At 58.3% G+C, this 16,330-nt stretch carries 14 protein-coding genes; 5 read left to right on the top strand and 9 right to left on the bottom strand.

Annotation, left to right across the window (positions count from 1 at the left end; all coding sequences use genetic code 11):
• Positions 1–42: 42 nt before the first annotated feature.
• The 7 genes from JOE09_RS20800 to JOE09_RS20770 all read right to left on the bottom strand — a co-directional run bounded on the left by JOE09_RS20800 (position 43) and on the right by JOE09_RS20770 (position 7,792).
• Positions 43–1,146: an alkylhydroperoxidase domain protein gene (locus JOE09_RS20800; protein ID WP_205067122.1), complete on the bottom strand. Its 1,104-nt coding sequence runs from the start codon at positions 1,144–1,146 to the stop codon at positions 43–45.
• Positions 1,143–2,174 (bottom strand): putative FMN-dependent luciferase-like monooxygenase, encoded by a 1,032-nt coding sequence (locus JOE09_RS20795; RefSeq protein WP_205067121.1) that lies wholly within the window; start codon positions 2,172–2,174, stop codon positions 1,143–1,145. Before JOE09_RS20795 ends, JOE09_RS20800 begins: the two co-directional genes overlap by 4 nt.
• Positions 2,171–3,793: a dipeptide ABC transporter ATP-binding protein gene (locus JOE09_RS20790; protein WP_205067120.1), complete on the bottom strand. Its 1,623-nt coding sequence runs from the start codon at positions 3,791–3,793 to the stop codon at positions 2,171–2,173. Before JOE09_RS20790 ends, JOE09_RS20795 begins: the two co-directional genes overlap by 4 nt.
• Positions 3,790–4,650 (bottom strand): ABC transporter permease, encoded by an 861-nt coding sequence (locus JOE09_RS20785; RefSeq protein WP_205067119.1) that lies wholly within the window; start codon positions 4,648–4,650, stop codon positions 3,790–3,792. Before JOE09_RS20785 ends, JOE09_RS20790 begins: the two co-directional genes overlap by 4 nt.
• Positions 4,647–5,591 carry an ABC transporter permease gene (locus tag JOE09_RS20780; protein WP_205067118.1) on the bottom strand — a complete coding sequence of 315 codons (945 nt, stop codon included), beginning with the start codon at positions 5,589–5,591 and terminating at the stop codon, positions 4,647–4,649. The genes JOE09_RS20785 and JOE09_RS20780 overlap by 4 nt, the downstream gene beginning before the upstream one ends.
• Before the next feature lie 11 nt (positions 5,592–5,602).
• Positions 5,603–7,231, bottom strand: a complete 1,629-nt coding sequence (locus JOE09_RS20775) for a TIGR04028 family ABC transporter substrate-binding protein (RefSeq protein WP_205067117.1) — start codon at positions 7,229–7,231, stop codon at positions 5,603–5,605.
• Between the two features lie 114 nt (positions 7,232–7,345).
• Positions 7,346–7,792 (bottom strand): winged helix-turn-helix transcriptional regulator, encoded by a 447-nt coding sequence (locus JOE09_RS20770; protein ID WP_200559269.1) that lies wholly within the window; start codon positions 7,790–7,792, stop codon positions 7,346–7,348.
• Between the two features lie 93 nt (positions 7,793–7,885).
• On the opposite strand from JOE09_RS20770, the gene JOE09_RS20765 reads away from it, so the two are divergent.
• Together JOE09_RS20765 and JOE09_RS20760 are read left to right on the top strand one after the other, a co-directional pair.
• Complete coding sequence (locus tag JOE09_RS20765) at positions 7,886–9,091, top strand: MFS transporter (protein ID WP_205067116.1); 1,206 nt, start codon at positions 7,886–7,888, stop codon at positions 9,089–9,091.
• On the top strand, positions 9,084–10,439 hold the full coding sequence (locus tag JOE09_RS20760) for a pyridoxal phosphate-dependent decarboxylase family protein (RefSeq protein WP_205067115.1): 1,356 nt from the start codon (positions 9,084–9,086) through the stop codon (positions 10,437–10,439). Before JOE09_RS20765 ends, JOE09_RS20760 begins: the two co-directional genes overlap by 8 nt.
• Positions 10,440–10,983: 544 nt before the next feature.
• Here JOE09_RS20760 and JOE09_RS20755 read toward each other — a convergent pair.
• Positions 10,984–11,388, bottom strand: coding sequence for an H-NS family histone-like protein (locus tag JOE09_RS20755; RefSeq protein WP_205067114.1), 405 nt, complete (start codon positions 11,386–11,388; stop codon positions 10,984–10,986).
• Positions 11,389–12,267: 879 nt separating this feature from the next.
• Between JOE09_RS20755 and JOE09_RS20750 the strand changes: the two genes are divergently transcribed.
• Positions 12,268–13,428: an MFS transporter gene (locus tag JOE09_RS20750; protein WP_205067113.1), complete on the top strand. Its 1,161-nt coding sequence runs from the start codon at positions 12,268–12,270 to the stop codon at positions 13,426–13,428.
• On the opposite strand, the gene JOE09_RS20745 is transcribed toward JOE09_RS20750, so the two are convergent.
• Positions 13,360–14,298 carry a DMT family transporter gene (locus tag JOE09_RS20745; protein WP_205067112.1) on the bottom strand — a complete coding sequence of 313 codons (939 nt, stop codon included), beginning with the start codon at positions 14,296–14,298 and terminating at the stop codon, positions 13,360–13,362. The two genes, JOE09_RS20750 and JOE09_RS20745, sit on opposite strands and share 69 nt — an antisense overlap.
• 140 nt (positions 14,299–14,438) lie before the next feature.
• Here JOE09_RS20745 and JOE09_RS20740 point away from each other — a divergent pair, with 140 nt between their 5' ends.
• Together JOE09_RS20740 and JOE09_RS20735 are read left to right on the top strand one after the other, a co-directional pair.
• Entirely contained in the window at positions 14,439–15,002 is a 564-nt protein-coding gene (locus JOE09_RS20740; protein ID WP_420830689.1) for a helix-turn-helix domain-containing protein, read from the top strand.
• Positions 15,003–15,222: 220 nt separating this feature from the next.
• Positions 15,223–16,329 carry a tyrosine-type recombinase/integrase gene (locus JOE09_RS20735; protein ID WP_200559295.1) on the top strand — a complete coding sequence of 369 codons (1,107 nt, stop codon included), beginning with the start codon at positions 15,223–15,225 and terminating at the stop codon, positions 16,327–16,329.
• The last annotated feature ends 1 nt before the right edge of the window (position 16,330 follow it).

Below are 16,330 nucleotides of genomic sequence, written 5' to 3'. Positions count from 1 at the left end.
TATCGCTCCTGTGAAAAGGGGAGCGTGCGCTCCCCTGTCAAGTCAGACGGTTTCGGTGTACGGCTCGCCGAGAGTCAGCATCAGGCGGTTAGCCCAGGCGAAGAACGCCGTAGACTGGATCAGATCCACCAGTTCCAGTTCGCTCAGCCCCTGTTCACGCAGGGTAGCCAGCTGCTTAACATTGGCCGTTGGCGGGGTGGCGGAAAGCGAAGCGGCCAGGTCGATCAGCGCCAGCCAGCGCGGGGACTGATCCACCGCCAGTGGTTTACCGGGGGCGGTATCAATCAGGCGCTGAATGTCTTCCGGTTGTTTCGACAGCTGCGCGGCCTTACGGGCGTGAACTGAGGCGCAAAAAATACAGCCGTTGACCTTACTGGCGACGGTGGCGGCCAGCTCTCGCTCCTTGCGCGGCAGCCCGCCGGAGGTGAAGAAAATCCCCTTATCGGTCAGCGTGCGCTGTTCCAGCAGCGGCAGATTGCGCGCCAGCAGGCGGAAGTAATCAGAATCAGTGTGGCCGAACTTGGCCAGCGTGGCTTTTTCCAGCGCATTGAACTCGGCCAGCGGTTTGGCTGCCAGCCATGGCTCCCAGCCCAGCTCTTCACGCGTAAAGGCCGGTGGCGCATTTTTCCCGCTCAGGGTCTGTGGTTCGGTGCGCCAGGCGGCCGCAGTAACCGGCTGTGAGCTGGCCGCCGAACCGTTCTCGCCGTTCAGCAGGCGGTAACCGCGCAGCAGTCGGCTCTGGAAGCTGACAAACGCCACCAGCTGAGAAAGGGTCACAATGGCTTCTTTACTCCAGCCCGCCTGTTCCAGCGCCTGCAGGTGTGCCGGTTCTGCGCAGGCCGGTTTAAAGGTCAGCAGCTCGGAGTGTGCCAGTGCGGAGGCCAGCCGATCCTCTGCCGGGGCTGTGGTGATCCGCCCGGCATAGTGCGCTGCCAGCGCTTCTTCGCCGTGCCAGCGGGCAATCTGCTCTGCCAGAGCCAGGCGCAGAGAGAGCGGGAAATCGCCCGAATCATTGCCGCTAAACAGCACATCGTAGCTGCCCTGGGTATGGGTAGTCGCGGCTTCCCGGGTCAGGCGGGCTTCCGCAAGCGGGCTGTCTGCCGCAATATCGGCCAGTTTTTGCAGTAAATCCTGAGACTGAGTCATACGGTTTCCTTGTAGTTCTGTGCGCTAACGGCCGGTCGCCAGCCCAGCGCCGGGGCGACCTCGGTGGCCAGCAGTTCGATAGAGGTTAAAATGTGCTGATGCGGCGGATCGATAGAGTGCACCTGGAACGAAATATCGGTGACGCGCGGTAGGGTGCTGTCCCTGCGCAGCGAGGCGACAACCTGTTCCGGCGTGCCGAGATGGGCATCAAAGGCGGTAATATAATCATCCAGCGTATCGCCCGGTACGACATGCCCGGCGGCACGGTGTTGTTCCGCCTGTGCGGTGAGCCCCGGCAGGGCCAGGCGGCGCGCTTCACTGCCGTCGCGGCTGACGAAGGCGGTGCGCGAGGCCAGAATGCGCGGTTCAACACCGGAAGGCAGTGCCTCCAGATAGGCATCGATCAGCGGATTCTGAATGGCATCCAGCGGCAGGTCCGGCTGACCTGCCGGGCGCGGCTGGGTGCGTGACAGCATCAGCCCGTGCCCGGCGGCCCCGGCACGGGCGGCTCCGGCAACCGAGAACGTGGCCTGCCACAGGCGATCGGCCAGCTGGGGCGCGGCCGGATACAGTCGGTTGTCCTCATGAGCCAGCGGTGCGTTGCCCCAGGCCTGCAGCAGCGTATCCAGATTGGCCGAGAAGGCGTCGGCACGCTGCTCAAAGGTCAGATCGAACGGCAGGAATGAGGTGGGCGTGCCGCCGGACCCCAGACCCAGTTCCAGGCGATGATGGCTGAGCAGATCGAGTACGGCGGCATCTTCCGCTACCCGCAGCGCGTTTTCCATCGGCAGGGTGATAATCGCCGTGCCAAGACGAATGCGTGACGTCTGCGCAGCCACGCTGGCGAGGAACAGCAGCGGGGAGGGCAGACCGCCCTCGTGTTCGTGAAAATGGTGCTGGGCGACCCAGGCGGTGTCAAATCCCCAGCGTTCCGCATGCTGAATTTGCAGCGTGGCCAGGTGATAGCGTTCCTGCGCGCTGGTTTTATCCAGCAGGCGGGTGAAAAATCCAAGACGTTTAGCGGTCATGCGGTGTCCTTAGCGCGAGTCAAAACGGGGATCGCGGCAATCAGTTCGCGGGTGTAGTCGCTGGCGGGGCGATTAAACACCTCGGCGGTGTTGCCGTAATCGATCTGCTGCCCGGCACGCAGCACGGAAACGCTGTGCGCCAGCTGCCGGACCGTGGCGAGATCGTGTGAAATAAACAGATAGCTCAGACCCAGTTCCTGCTGTAGCTGAAGCAGCAGGGTGAGGATCTGCGCCTGAATGGTGACATCCAGCGCCGACGTCGCTTCATCCAGTACCAGGATCTGCGGGCGCAGGATCAGCGCACGGGCAATCGCCACGCGCTGGCGCTGGCCGCCGGAAAGTTCATGCGGTTTGCGCTCCAGCAGGGTAAGCGGCAGCGCCACGCGGGTCGCTGCTTCTTCCACGCGCTGACGGCGTTCCTGCTGGCTCAGCGGTTCGTAGTTCAGCAGCGGCTCTTCAATCACCCGGTACAGCGTTTGTGACGGATCGAGCGAGGCAAACGGGTTTTGATAGACCAGCTGGATCTTGCGGCGCAGCTGGCGCAGGGCTTCGCCACGCAGCGATGAGGCATCAATACCGTCAATCACCACTCTGCCGCTGTCTGCCTGCTGGAAGCCAAGCAGGATGCGGGCGAGGGTGGTTTTGCCCGACCCGGATTCTCCGACCAGGGCATGCGTCGTACCGCGCTGAACGCTGAACGACACGTTGTTCAGCGCCTGGAAGCCTTCGCCTTTACCCAGAGAGAAATATTTGTTCAGGCCAATAATCTCAACCGCCGGCTGGGAAAACTGCTGCCGCTGAGTCGGAGCGAAACCGCTTCCGGAAAGCGCGGGCGCATCGGCGAACAGCTGCCGGGTATAGGCATCCTGCGGTGAATGGACAATCGCTTCCGCGCTGCCCTGTTCACGGATCTCACCGTGGCGGAAAACCAGAATGCGATCGGAACGCGCCGCCGCCACGGCCAGGTCGTGGGTGACAAACAGCACTGCGGTACCCGACTCACGGCGCAGCTCGTCGATCAGATCGAGAATGCGCTTCTGCACGGTGACATCCAGCGCGCTGGTCGGCTCATCGGCGATAATCAGCGCCGGTTTCAGCGCAATAGCAATGGCGATCAGCACCCGCTGCTTCATGCCGCCGGAAAGCTGATGAGGATACTGCTGCGCACGCTGTTCGGGATGCGACAGCCCGACGCGCTTCAGCAGTGCCACCACGCGCTCGCGGCGCTGCTGGCGTGATAATGGTTCATGCAGCAGCAGGATCTCTTCCACCTGCGCACCAATGGTTTTCACCGGGTTCAGCGAGCTGCCGGGGTCCTGCGGGATCAGGCTGATAGCGGCACCGCGAATGCCGTCCAGGCGCTTCTGCGACCAGTGGGTGATCTCCACGCCGTTCAGCCAGATTTGCCCGGCTTCGCGCACCGCATTGTCCGCCAGCAGGCCGATAATCGACTGTGCGGTGGTGGTTTTACCGGAACCGGACTCGCCGACCAGCGCCACCACTTCGCCGCGCTCCACGCTGAATGACACATTGTGGATCACGCGTTTTTGCTCGCCGCCGCTGCGGTAGGCGATGCTCAGATTGTTCACTTTGAGCACCGGTTGGGTCGATTCGCTCATCGGCGGCCTCCTGAATAATGATGGCTGATGCGGTTGGCGGCCAGTACCACCAGTACCACAACAATCCCCGGGAAGGTGGTCAGCCACCAGGCGGTAGAAATATAGTTACGTCCTTCGGCGATCAGTAACCCCCACTCCGGGGTAGGCGGCGGTGTGCCGTAACCCAGGAAGCTGAGTGTGGAAATCGCCAGGATTGCACTGCCGAATTGCAGCGCGGAGAACGCAAGCACCGGCGTCAGCGAGTTCGGTAAAATGTGCCGCCAAAGCACCGCGAAGAAGGTGCCGCCGCTGCCGTAAGCCGCCTCAACGTATTCGGAATGGCGCACGCGAACCACCTCAGAGCGGGCCAGGCGGGCGAAGTTGGCAATGGAGGTGATCCCCACCGCAATTGCGGCGTTAACGGTGCCGAAGCCCAGCAGAATGATGATGCTCAGGGAGAGCAGCAGGCCGGGAATCGCCAGCAGCACGTCCACCAGCCGCATGACCACGCTTTCGCTGCGACCTCCCAGTGCCCCGGCGATCACGCCGAGCAGCGTGCCCACCGTCAGACCCAGCGCCACGGCCACCAGCGCGCCGCTCAGTGAATGGGATGCGCCCCAGACGATACGCGCATAGAGATCGCGCCCCAGCTGATCGGTGCCGAGCCAGTGCCCGGCCTGCGGTGCCAGGCGCTGCGCCCCGGCCACCCCTTCGGTTGCGCTCCAGTCAGTAAACCAGCCGGGAACCAGCGCCCAGAGAATGGCGATGGCAATCACCAGCCAGGCAAGCACCAGCCCCGGACGAAACTGACGTGGCAGAATGTTGCGCCAGTACAGGCGGGTAGATTTGTGTGTGCTGTTCAAATCGGCGAGGCTCATGATGCCGCCCTCTGATAATGCTTAAGACGTGGGTCGAGTAACGGAGAGAAGACGTCGACCAGTAAATTGATCAGCACGAAGCCGGTAGCGGAAATCATCACGATCGCCTGCAGCACCGCCACGTCCTGATTGTTCACCGCCTGCTGAGTCAGCTGGCCCAGCCCGCTGAGGCCGAACACCGTTTCGGTAATCAGCGCTCCGGCAATCAGCTCGCCCAGCAGCAGACCGGCAATAGTCAGCACGGGCAGCAGCGCATTTCGCGCCACGTGATGCCACAGCACCTGCCGCTGGCTGGCTCCTTTGGCGCGGGCAACGGCGACAAAGGGCTGGGTCTGCACCTGATCAATACTGCGGATCAGGATCTGCGCCAGCGGCGCTGAAATCGGCACCGCCAGGGTGATCACCGGCAGGATCAGACCGACCCACTCGCCGGGGTTGATCACCGGTATCCAGCGCAGCTGGAAGGAGAAGACCTGAATCAATGCAATCCCCAGCCAGAAGGTGGGGATTGAGATAAACAGAGACGGCAGCGACTGCAGGGCGTTACGCAGCCAGCGCAGCCCGGTGAGGCTGGAGCTGAAGGCAATCACCACCGCCAGCAGCGTGGCCAGCACAAAGCCCGGCAGCGCCAGGTGCAGCGTGGCAGGGAAGTTTTCGGCCAGCAGTTCGCTGACCGGCACCCCGGCCTGCACGGAGAAGCCAAAGTCTCCGCGCAGCATACTGCCGAGAGAGTGCAGATACTGCTGCCACAGCGGCGTGGTGGCCCCGTAAGACTGGCGCATCTCTTCGATCTGCGCCGGGCTCAGTCCTAAATCAGGGTTCTGAAATTTAATCAGAATCGCATCGCCGGGCAGCACCTGTAGCAGCACAAAGGAGACGGTAAACGCCACCCACAGCACCAGCAGAGCCTGTCCCAGTCGCTGAGTGAAATATCCCGTCATCGCTGTTTACCTCAGTGTTTTTCCAGCCATGCACCGTAGAAGCTCGGGCGACCCACGGCTTCGAAGGTCAGACCCTTGAGCCACGGTGCGCCGGCAAACACCTGCGGTTCTTCAAAGATCGGAATGTTATAGGCCTGCTCGATCAGATAGCGCTGCGCATCGCCGGTCAGCGCCAGGCGTTTCTGCGGATCGGTTTCGGCCGCGATGCCTTCAAGAATGCCGTTGAGCTTGTCGTCGCGGAAGGTTTTCACCAGGCTGCTCGAACCGCCTTTCTGCAACAGGCCATCGCGGTTGGTCGGATAGAACTGGCTTTTCACCACGTCCGGATCGGCACGACCCACTTCGGTGACGGAAACCGGGGTTTTCTGCGGGTCGAGGTTATCGACGGTTTTACTGCCCGCATCGCCCGCTTTCACCGCCAGAGAGACGCCGACCTGTTTCCACTGCTGTGCCACCAGCTGTAAGACCTCTTTGTTCTGCGGCTGCGGCAGGGATTCATACACCGTCAGCGCCAGCTTCTGGCCGTCTTTCTGACGGATGCCGTCGCTGCCCGCTTTCCAGCCCGCTTCGTCCAGCAGTTTGTTGGCCAGCGCCGGGTCAAATTTTAGCTGGTCACTGAGGTCAACGAAGCCCGCGGCCGAGCTGGCCAGCACCGACTTCGCCACCGGATAGTTAGGAGAGAACAGGGTGTCGACGATCTGCTGGCTGTTGGTGGCGTGGAGCAGGGCTTTACGCACCTTCACATCGGCGACCAGCGCGTTGTCCGGGCGGAAGCTCAGGCTGTCGTTAATCCCGCGAGTTGGTGCCGCGTAAATCGGGAAGTTTTGCTGTTCTGCCTGCTTTTCATCGTAGGCCTGCACCTGGCGAATGGCTCCCGCCTGGCCTGCCAGCAGTGCGCCGATGCGCACGCTGTCTTCCGGGGTGACGATAATTTTAATCGCGTCCAGATTGGCGCGGCCCTGCTGTGAACCGTTCTTCGGTCCCCACTGGTAGTCCGTGCGGACCTTCAGATCCACCTCGCGGCCCAGCTTCTCATCGCTGACCACAAACGGACCGGAACCAATAATGTGGCGGGCATCGCCCAGCGCCTCAAAATTGCGCGCCAGCGTGCTGAGGGAAACCAGGCCTGAACCGATGGTGGCGGTGCCCTGCAGGAAGCCCGGCGACGGTTTTTTGAAGAAGAACTTCACCGTCAGCGGGTCGATCACTTCACTGTGGTCATAGTTGTTGATCACTTCCGACACCGGCAGGCGCTGGGCTTTATTGCCGAGGCCGTAGGTATCAAAGTTTTTCGCGACCGCGTTGGCATCCAGCGGCGTGCCGTCAGAGAACGTCACCCCCGGGCGGATTTTAAAGGTGTATTCGGTTTTGTCCGCGTTGCTGCTCCAGCTTTCCGCAATCCACGGTTCCACTTGCAGCGTTTTCGGGTTCTGCCAGGTCAGTTTATCGGTGATCTGATTCAGGATGCCGCCGTTGGGATAGAAGCCACCGGCCGGCGGATAAAGGTTGGTATGTGCCTGCTGCTCAAGGTAAACCAGCGTGCCGCCCTGAACGGGTTTATCGGCGGCCTGTGCGGCAATCACCCCGGAAAATAACGCCAGTGCGCCGGCGAGGGCGTTGAGGCGGAAAGTCGTGCGCATGAGGAATTCCTTTATTGTCAGTTTGTTTTATCTGCTGACGATAAATATCAATCCTGACAAGGGGTTTGGTGAACCAAGGAATTCATCTAGCTATTTGCGTTTTTTGCATAAGGCTCAGCCGAGCTTCTGCACCCGGGTCATTTCCGGGGTGATCTCGTCACCCTGGTGGTTGAGTATCCGCAGGGGGGAAAGCGTTTTCCCGCTGGCGGCTTCCAGCAGTTCGGAGTGCGCCTCACCGGCACCGAACAGCTGATTCTCGCCAAACTGCCGCAGCGCTACGATCAGCGGAAACGTGGCCAGGCCGCGCTCGGTCAGCACATATTCCTGCCACGCGGTGCCGTCCGAGGCGGGCTGCACCTTGAACAGATCGGCTTCCACCAGTTTTTTCAGGCGGTCCGCCAGAATATTGCGCGCCACGCCGAGGCCGCGCTGAAATTCGCTGAATCGCCGGCTGCCGTCAAAGGCGTCGCGCAGGATCATCAGCATCCAGCGATCGCCGATCAGATCCACGCTCCGCGCCACCGGGCAGGGTGACTGGCTGAACGAAACAGTTGCCGCCATCGTTTCATCTCCTAAAAATTATTCAGTTGCATTTTAAAACCATTTCACGCAGGCTGCAATTGGTTTTAATTTGAAACTAATCAGGAGGCAGCAGTGAGTCACATTATTCCGGCCTGCGGATCGCCACAGAGTTTGTCCGTCTGGCAGGTCACTCTGTTTACGGCGACTACCGGGCTCAGCGTCGCCAACGTTTATTATGCCCAGCCGCTGCTGGATACCCTCGGTATCACCTACGGGCTGCGTTCCGCCTCGCTGGGCGCGATAATTTTCGCCACGCAGCTGGGCTGCCTGTTGGCGCTGCTGTTCGTGGTGCCGCTGGGCGACAGGCTCAACCGCCGTTGGCTGATGCGCGGCCAGCTTCTGGCGCTGATCGCTTCACTGCTGCTGGTGGCGGTTTCCTCCTCCGCCACGATGCTGCTGCTGGCGATGCTGCTGACCGGACTGACCGGCACCGCAATGACTCAGGGGATGATCGCCTTTGCTGCGGCAGCGGCACCGGAGCATTCGCGTGGCCAGACGGTGGGTGCCGTTTCTGCCGGAGTGGTGATCGGGCTGCTGCTGGCTCGGGTGTTTGCCGGAGTGGTCAACGATATTGCGGGCTGGCGCAGCGTCTATTTTGCTTCTGCACTGATGATGGCGCTATTGGCGGCCGTGCTCTGGCGGCGGCTGCCCGTTCTCCCGCAGCAGAAGACAGACGGTGGACGCGCACCGCTCGCTGCGCTCTGGCATCTGCTGCATCACCATAAACAGCTGCAGATACGCGGGGTGCTGGCGCTGCTGATGTTTGCCAGTTTCGCGATTTTCTGGAGTGCGCTGGTACTGCTGTTAACGCCATCCCCCTGGAGTTTCAGCCACGCACAGACCGGCGCGCTGGGGCTGGTGGGGGCAGCCAGCGCGCTGATTGCCAGCCGGGCGGGCAGGCGAGTCGACCGTGGGCTGGCTCGCAGCAACACCCGGTTTTCACTGCTGATACTGCTGCTTAGCTGGCTGCCGCTGTGGCTGGGGGAGAGTTCGCTGCTACTGTTGATTATCGGCATTTTTCTGCTGGATGCCGGCGGACAGGCGCTGCACGTGACCAGCCAGAGCCTGTTACTTAGCGGCATGAACGCGTCAGGTTCGCAGCTGATCGCTGCCTATATGCTGTTTTATTCCGCAGGCAGCGGCATGGGGGCGCTGATTTCAACGCAGGCGTTCGCGTACGGTGGCTGGTCGGCGGTGTGCCTCGCCGGGGCAGCTATCAGCCTGCTGGCACTAATTTTTGGCTTATCGACACAATCACACGAGGTGAAAAATGGATGAACTTGCACTGCTGGCGGCGGCTGACCAGCGCGCGCTGGAGTATACCCGTTCGCTGCCTGCGCGCCGGGTCTTTCCCGATGCCGAAGCGATTGCCGGACTGAAACGCTTTGATGAACCTTTGCCACTGGACGGTTATCCGCCAGAACACACGCTGGCAATGCTCGATGACGTTGGCTCGCCCGCAACTACCGCCTCTAACGGGGCGGACTATTATGGCTTTGTTATTGGCGCGGCTCTGCCGGTGGCCAGCGCCGCCGAGCGGCTGATGATTGCCTGGGATCAGTGCGCTTCCGGCTGGGATAATTCGCCGGTGTCCGCCACGCTGGAGCGGCAGGCCGCGCGCTGGCTGCTGGAAATCCTCGACTTACCCCGCGAAAGCGCGGTGGGATTTGGCACCAGCGCCACGGCCTGTACCCTGAGCTGCCTGGCGACCGCCCGGCGCGAGCTGCTGAAGCAACAGGGCTGGGACTTTGACCAGGACGGGCTGATCGGTGCGCCGGAGATCCGCGTAGTGGTGTCGGCGCTGGCGCATATCACGGTGATTAAGGCGCTGCGGGTGCTCGGTTTTGGATTGCGCCATCTGTTAATCGCGCCGGTGAATGAACGAGGACAGGTGGATATAGAGCGACTGCCGGAGCTGAACGACCGCACCATTCTGTGCCTGCAGGCTGGAGAGGTTAACAGCGGTGAGTTTGATGATTTTGCACAGCTTATTCCGCTGGCAAAGGCGGCAGGAAGCTGGGTACACGTTGACGGTGCATTCGGTCTGTGGGCCAGAGCTTCATCACTCAACGAGCTGACTTCGGGCATTGAGCTGGCCGACAGCTGGACTACCGACGCGCACAAATGGCTGAACACACCCTATGACTGTGCAATGGCGATTTGCCGCCATGCGTCGGCTCTTTCGGCCACCCTGCGCGGCGATGCGGTTTATTCCGCGGCGGCAGAGGATGCGCAGAAAAATCTGACGCTGGAGTTCTCTCGACGCCCGCGCGGTATTCCGGTCTGGGCTGCACTGCGTTCGCTGGGGAGGGTGGGTGTGGCGGAGATGATTGAACGTCACTGTCGGCTGGCAAAGCGAGTTGCCGAAGGCTTGTCATCCTCGGGCTATCGGGTTTTAAATCGGGTGGTGCTAAACCAGGTCCTGTTCCGTGCTGATGATCAACAGCAGACGCTGCGTATTCGCGATGCGGTTCAGGCGTCTGGAGAAACCTGGTTTGCTGCGACGCAATGGCAGGGGCAACCCGCTTTACGTATCAGCATTTCCTCATGGCGAACGGAAGACGCCAATATTGACCGTCTGTTACTGCTGCTGGATCGCATAAAGCGGTCTGACGCTGTGGAATAACGAAGCTAACTTTACCGCTGGGTTTCCGTCAGTCAGGTGTCGCATATTTTCAAAACAGGAGTAATCAATGCGCAGCGCCGGTGCGAATATTAACACTGGTCCGTTTTACCGCGATGAGGGCGATAAGAAATTTCGCGGCGGTATTTTTGTCTGAACGGGCATCCGGTGCGACGGGTTGACCCGGCTAAAGTGAGGTTACTACTCATGTTAGTAATGAATAAGGTTATCCCGGCAGCGGCTTTATGTCGGTCAGACACTCAGAATGTCGCTATTATTAGGGCCTTGCTTTCGCCAGGTTGCACTAAACCGAATCGGCCGTCAAAAGCCAGGTGCTATATTGTGGGTATGGATCAAATTCAACCTGCACATACAGATTTTTCTGTGTTCGGGATTATCCAGGACGATCAAAGCGTCAACGTTAACGCGTTGGGCAGGAAAAAAAGGTCGGTGTTTTGCGGTGGGTTTTAAATAGAAAGAGATTAAAAAGTCAGCGATTGCCGAAGTGGAAAAGTAAAGGGTCACTCAAAAGAGTGACCCTTTATCATTACTTGATCAGGAAATCATCCAGTGATTTACCCGCATCCAGCGCCTGCTTGATCACAGCCGGGGTGCGGCCCTGGCCGGTCCAGGATTTAGTTTCGCCGTTTTCATCAGTATATTCATACTTAGCCGGACGAGGTGCGCGCTTGGTACGGGTTTTGCCAGCGGTAGTATCAGCGGCGGTCAGTTCGCTTAAATCAATCCCGTCTTCCAGCAGCATCTGACGGTATTTAGCCAGCTTCTCTTCTTTCTCTTTAATCTCAGAAGCGATAGCGGCTTCTGATTCACGTCGTTCGTTCACAACCGCTTCAAGTTTTTCCAGCATCTCTTCCAGTTCAACTAAAGAGACTTCACGAGCCTGGGCACGAAGGGTGCGAATGTTATTTAATACTTTCAGCGTTTCACTCATAACGGAATCCGTAACCTTTGGGTTGGTTTAAATTTAGTCAACTAATGTTTCGAAGACAAGTGTACAGACAAATGAATCACGAAAAAACACTAAATCAAAAAAAATGTTTCTTTAAATGTTTCTTCAGTGCAAGTTTAGTCACTAATGTAGTGAATGGCAAAAGGACTATATTTACAACATATGGGATAAATCTTAACACTTTCTTTGGTGACTCATCATTATCTGATGAAACTTTACCCCGCAGGCAGGCGGATATCATAATCAACGCTGGATAAACAGGTGGGAATTTATAATCCACTATGCCTCAGATTGCTTGTGCTCTGCCGTTGCCGTCATCACATTAACGACCGCATTAATAAACTATTCGCGTTACCCTGTCACCCGAGATTTTACAAAATTTGTAAAAAATCCATTTATCAACCAAAGTTCTGAGAAGAAATCTGATGTCTTCCACACTTTTGTGCATTTTAATAAAATGCTGTACCTGACGAAGCGATTTATCCGGGCGTAACGCAATTGCAGATTAAACAGTTATCGATACGGTTTCGTTATTATCGATAAACAGGACAACAGTATTGACCGCGGACTCACCCCTGCGTGGCCCTTTTTGCCTAATAGATCCTGATATCAGTTTTGATGCGACGGGATTATTATCGGTGGCGATTATAGTTACAACATACTGTAAAGCATGCGGCTAACGGTGCCCTCTTCAGCCCCGGTGAACAGGGGTTTTCACCAGGCCGGGGTTATGCTACTTTCATTGTCGATACATTCGTACGCGTTAACGTCATTCAACGCACAGACTCCACTTTTTATCTTAAGCGGCGCTGTGTGTTGTTCTGCATTCCATCTCAACATGCAGTGCCCGGGTTAACGTTAATGAAAATCTCTCTGAAATTTCCCGTTTTATTTCTCTTAATCCTTGCCGGGTTTTGTTTACGCCCCGGGATATCCTCTATTGCACCGCTAGCCGAAACGCTGCAACGGCAGTTTTATGACGTCGGTGCCACGGGGATTGGCTTGCTAACCAGTATCCCGGTGGTCTGTATGGGGGTTATTTCTCCGCTGGCGTTTCTGCTGGAAAAAAGAGTTGGTCTGAAACAAACGCTGATGATCGGACTGGTGCTGGTATTTTTCGGTGAACTACTACGCTGGTTCGATAGCTGGTTTGGCTTACTGTTGTTGACCGCGGTGCTGGTAGGCGTGGGTGATGCGCTGATCCGGCCGATGATTTCCGGTTTTATCAAACTCCGCTGTGCCGATCGTGGCCGACTGGCCGTGAGTGTGTATGCCGCATCAATGGGTGCCGGAGCGGGGGCGGCAACCTTGAGCACGGCGTCGTTAGCAGATATCAGCGGGCACCCGGGCGGCGGGTTGGCTTTCTGGGCATTGCCGACGCTGCTGGCCTTGATCTGCTGGAGTTTATTTTCACTTCCTGTACAACGCGAACAGCAGCAGGCAGTCAACAAAGGGCAATCAATGTTCTGGCTCGCCGCCGGCCTGTCATTATTTTTTGCTTTGCAGGCGGGGATCAATTACACCCTGATCGCCTGGCTACCCACGTGGCTGCGGTATGATGGGTACAGTGCATCCACTGCCGATTCACTGACTACGCTGCTGATTGTGTTTTCAACGCTGGTCAGTCTTTTTTATCCACTGTTCGTTCGTCTTTTTTCCGGTCGGGAATATTTCACTATGCTGGCTGCCGCTATCGCAACGATGATGGCGGCAGCACTTTACGCCGTCGGAGTGCCAGTTGTCGTTCCCGTGTTGCTGATGGGGATCGCCATCGGACTTTGTTTTCCGCTGGCGCTGCATCTTCCGGTTGCGATCAGCCCGGATGCCGCCTCGGCGGTCAGACTGTCGGGATGGGTGCAGACCGTCGGTTATCTGGCAGGGGGACTGCTGCCTTCGATCGCCGGGATGGCGATGACGGGCCGGTTACCCTCGGCGGCGCTGTCTGCGATCGTTTTAGTGCTGACGGTTTTGCTGGCCCTGACCTCGCTGGCGTTTGGCTTTAGCCGTATTCGCCATCAGTGAGATTTTTTCCGGCGTCCAGTTGAAATGGCTGGCCGCCGCGGCCAGCAGGATCGCCAGCCCGCCGAAAAATTGCCAAAGGCCGAGCCGGTGACCAAACACAGCCCAGTCAACGACGACGGCGATGACCGGGTATAAGAATGAGAGCGCAGCCACCAGATTTCCGGGCAGTTTGCCGATGGCTGAATAGAGCAGTGTCGACATCAATCCGGTATGGACTGCACCCAGCGCGATCAGAACCAGCCATGTGTTCATTTGATATTCGCTAACGTTCAACCGGGCTAACGGTAGCAGCAGTAGTGCGCCGAGCGTCAGCTGGATCAGAACCAGCAGCTGAGGCGCGACCTGTTTCAGATAGCGTGCGGTGATTGCCACTCCGGCGTAACAAAATGCGCCACCCAGAGCCAAAAGTATTCCGCGCAGATAATGATCGCCGACGCCCTGACTGTTTTCACCACCGGCAACGATCATCAGCAAACCGACAAAAGCCAGCAGCAGCCAGCCCGCTCTGGTCAGGGTAATTTTTTCTGCAAACAGCAGGGCGCTGAGTGCGGTCAGCATAAACGGCTGAGTGTGATAGGTCACGGTCGCAATGCCGATCGACGCATCCGAATAGGCGGCGAACAGCAGAACCCAGTTCATAACCAACGCCACGCCTCCGGCCAGCGCCAGAAAAAATTGAGGTAAGGTCATTGCACCGCGGCGAAGTTGCCCACCCACGATACAGACGATCAGCATCGCCGCCGCGCCAAACAGACAGCGCCAGAAAACGGCGGCGATCGCATCCTGCCCGGAAAGTATCACCATCCATCCGGTTGTTCCGGCAATGGCCATTGCCAGGGTCATCTCAATTGTTCCGCGTGCCGACGTCATTTGTTTTCCTTTTTTTCTCCGCATGCTGTGCAAACGGAGTGAATACGATAAAATGAACAGATGACTATTATGATGAACATAGTGTGTCTGTTCGTCAAGATGAACAAACGACCGATATAGGAAACAAAGCCGTGTCTGAAGTGATTTCAAACCTTAACCATTCCCCGATTGCTCTGCTGGCACAGGCGCTGCGGCGGGAAAGAGAAAAAGCCGGTATCACCGTTACCGAACTGGCGAAACGGGCGGGAATTGCAAAGTCCACGCTTTCGCAGCTGGAAAGCGGTCTGGGAAATCCGGGCCTGGAAACGCTGTGGTCGCTGGCGATGGCACTGGATGTTCCCGTCAGCCGGCTGATCGCCCAGCCGCGTCAGCAGGTACAGGTGATCCGCGCCGGAGAAGGCACGCCGCTGGTTTCCGGTCAGGCGAACTATGTTGCAACGCTGCTGGCCGCATGCCCGGTCGGGGCGCAGCGCGACATCTATCGCCTCAGCGTGCAGCCCGGCGAGCCGCGCCTGTCGGAATCGCATCAGCCGGGGACGCTGGAACATGTGATCCTTTGCAGCGGCCGCGCACGGATCGGTCCTGCGGAGCAGTGGGTTGAACTCAGCGCGGGCGATTACATCAGCTATTCTGCCGACTGCCCTCACATTTTTGACGCTCTGGAAGCCAATACCACCGCCGTAATGCTGATTGAACTGGCCTGAGGATTGACCCGTCATCCTCATCAGATTTCGTTCTGCGTTATTTTTGTGACTCCAGACCTATTAAGTCTGGAGTCATACTGCGCTACGAGGTAAAATATGCTTTGAAATCACCGATCTATCCCTCTGCGTAAGAGAAGATAACGGGCTGGAATGAACATCATTAACTGCGATCGTTGCCGGATAAGCCGATCGTTGTTGGGAAATATCGCCGGAACCGCGTATGGCTGAAAAACAGAAAACACCGCTTTTGCATTCGCCTCACGTTGGCCGCCACGTTTTGATCTGGCTGAACGAGGTACAAAACGCCTCGCTGATCCAGCTGGAGTCCGGCGAAGATGAGGGCAGCGTGCAGCAGGTGATGAAACTGTGGGTTCGCCTTTCACTGCTGCAAACCCGCCGTCGTCCGGAAATCGCCGTTTCGTCTTTGCTGAAGCACGTACTGCCGGTTATTGGCCATCGATCTCTGAGCGGGGTGACCCGCCTGCAGCTCAACCGGCTGTTTAATATCCTGATTGCCGACGGTAAAAAAGAGGAAGCGCGGCGCGTTTTTTCCCTCTGTAAGCAGTTTCTCAGCTGGGCGGAAATTCAGGGATATCTCGACCATTCACCGCTAAGTGCAATGAAAAAGCGCGATATTGCCGGAAGAAGCACGCCGCCGGGAACCCGTACATTAAGCGATGCGGAAGTGTGGGTGTTCTGGCACGGGCTTGATGAGTGGGAGCTTTCCGAGCAGTGCCGCTGGGCACTCAGGCTGTGCCTGCTGTCGGCGCGACGGCCGGATGAGGTGGTGCAGGCGCGCAAGCAGGAGTTTAATCTGGAGTCCGGCATCTGGCGGCAGGGCGATCGAAATAAGTCGCAGCGCGAGCATATTCTGCCGATCACCCCAATGATGCGCACCTGCATCGATGCACTCTTGCGGGCCAGCCCGGAGGATTCCCCCTGGCTGGTGCCGTCACCGGTGACAGTGTCACGTCCTTTATCTAAGGGAGCCATTACTCAGGCGCTGCGACGAATGATCCGTGCCGATCGCGGGCTGGGCCTGGAGCCGTTTACCACCCGCGACCTGCGCCGTACCGCGCGATCCCGGCTGGCGGCGCTGGATACGCCAAACGATGTGGCGCGTAAGATCATGAACCACGCGCTGGAAGGGATCGACCGCGTTTACGATACGCATAACTACCTGCCACAGATGCAGCAGGCGTTAAATGCGCTGTCCGACAGTATCAAGACCATTATTGCCGCGCCGTCTTATCATGCGCTGACTCACCGCTATCAGGGGGAAAAGCTGCATCTCAGCGAGCGCGCGCTGCTATTTATGGAGCCTTAAT

This window comes from Pantoea coffeiphila, assembly GCF_016909495.1.
GTDB classification, from domain to species: Bacteria; Pseudomonadota; Gammaproteobacteria; order Enterobacterales; family Enterobacteriaceae; genus Erwinia; species Erwinia coffeiphila.
Note: the sequence above shows the minus strand (reverse complement) of the source record. Positions and strands in the feature narration are given on the sequence as shown.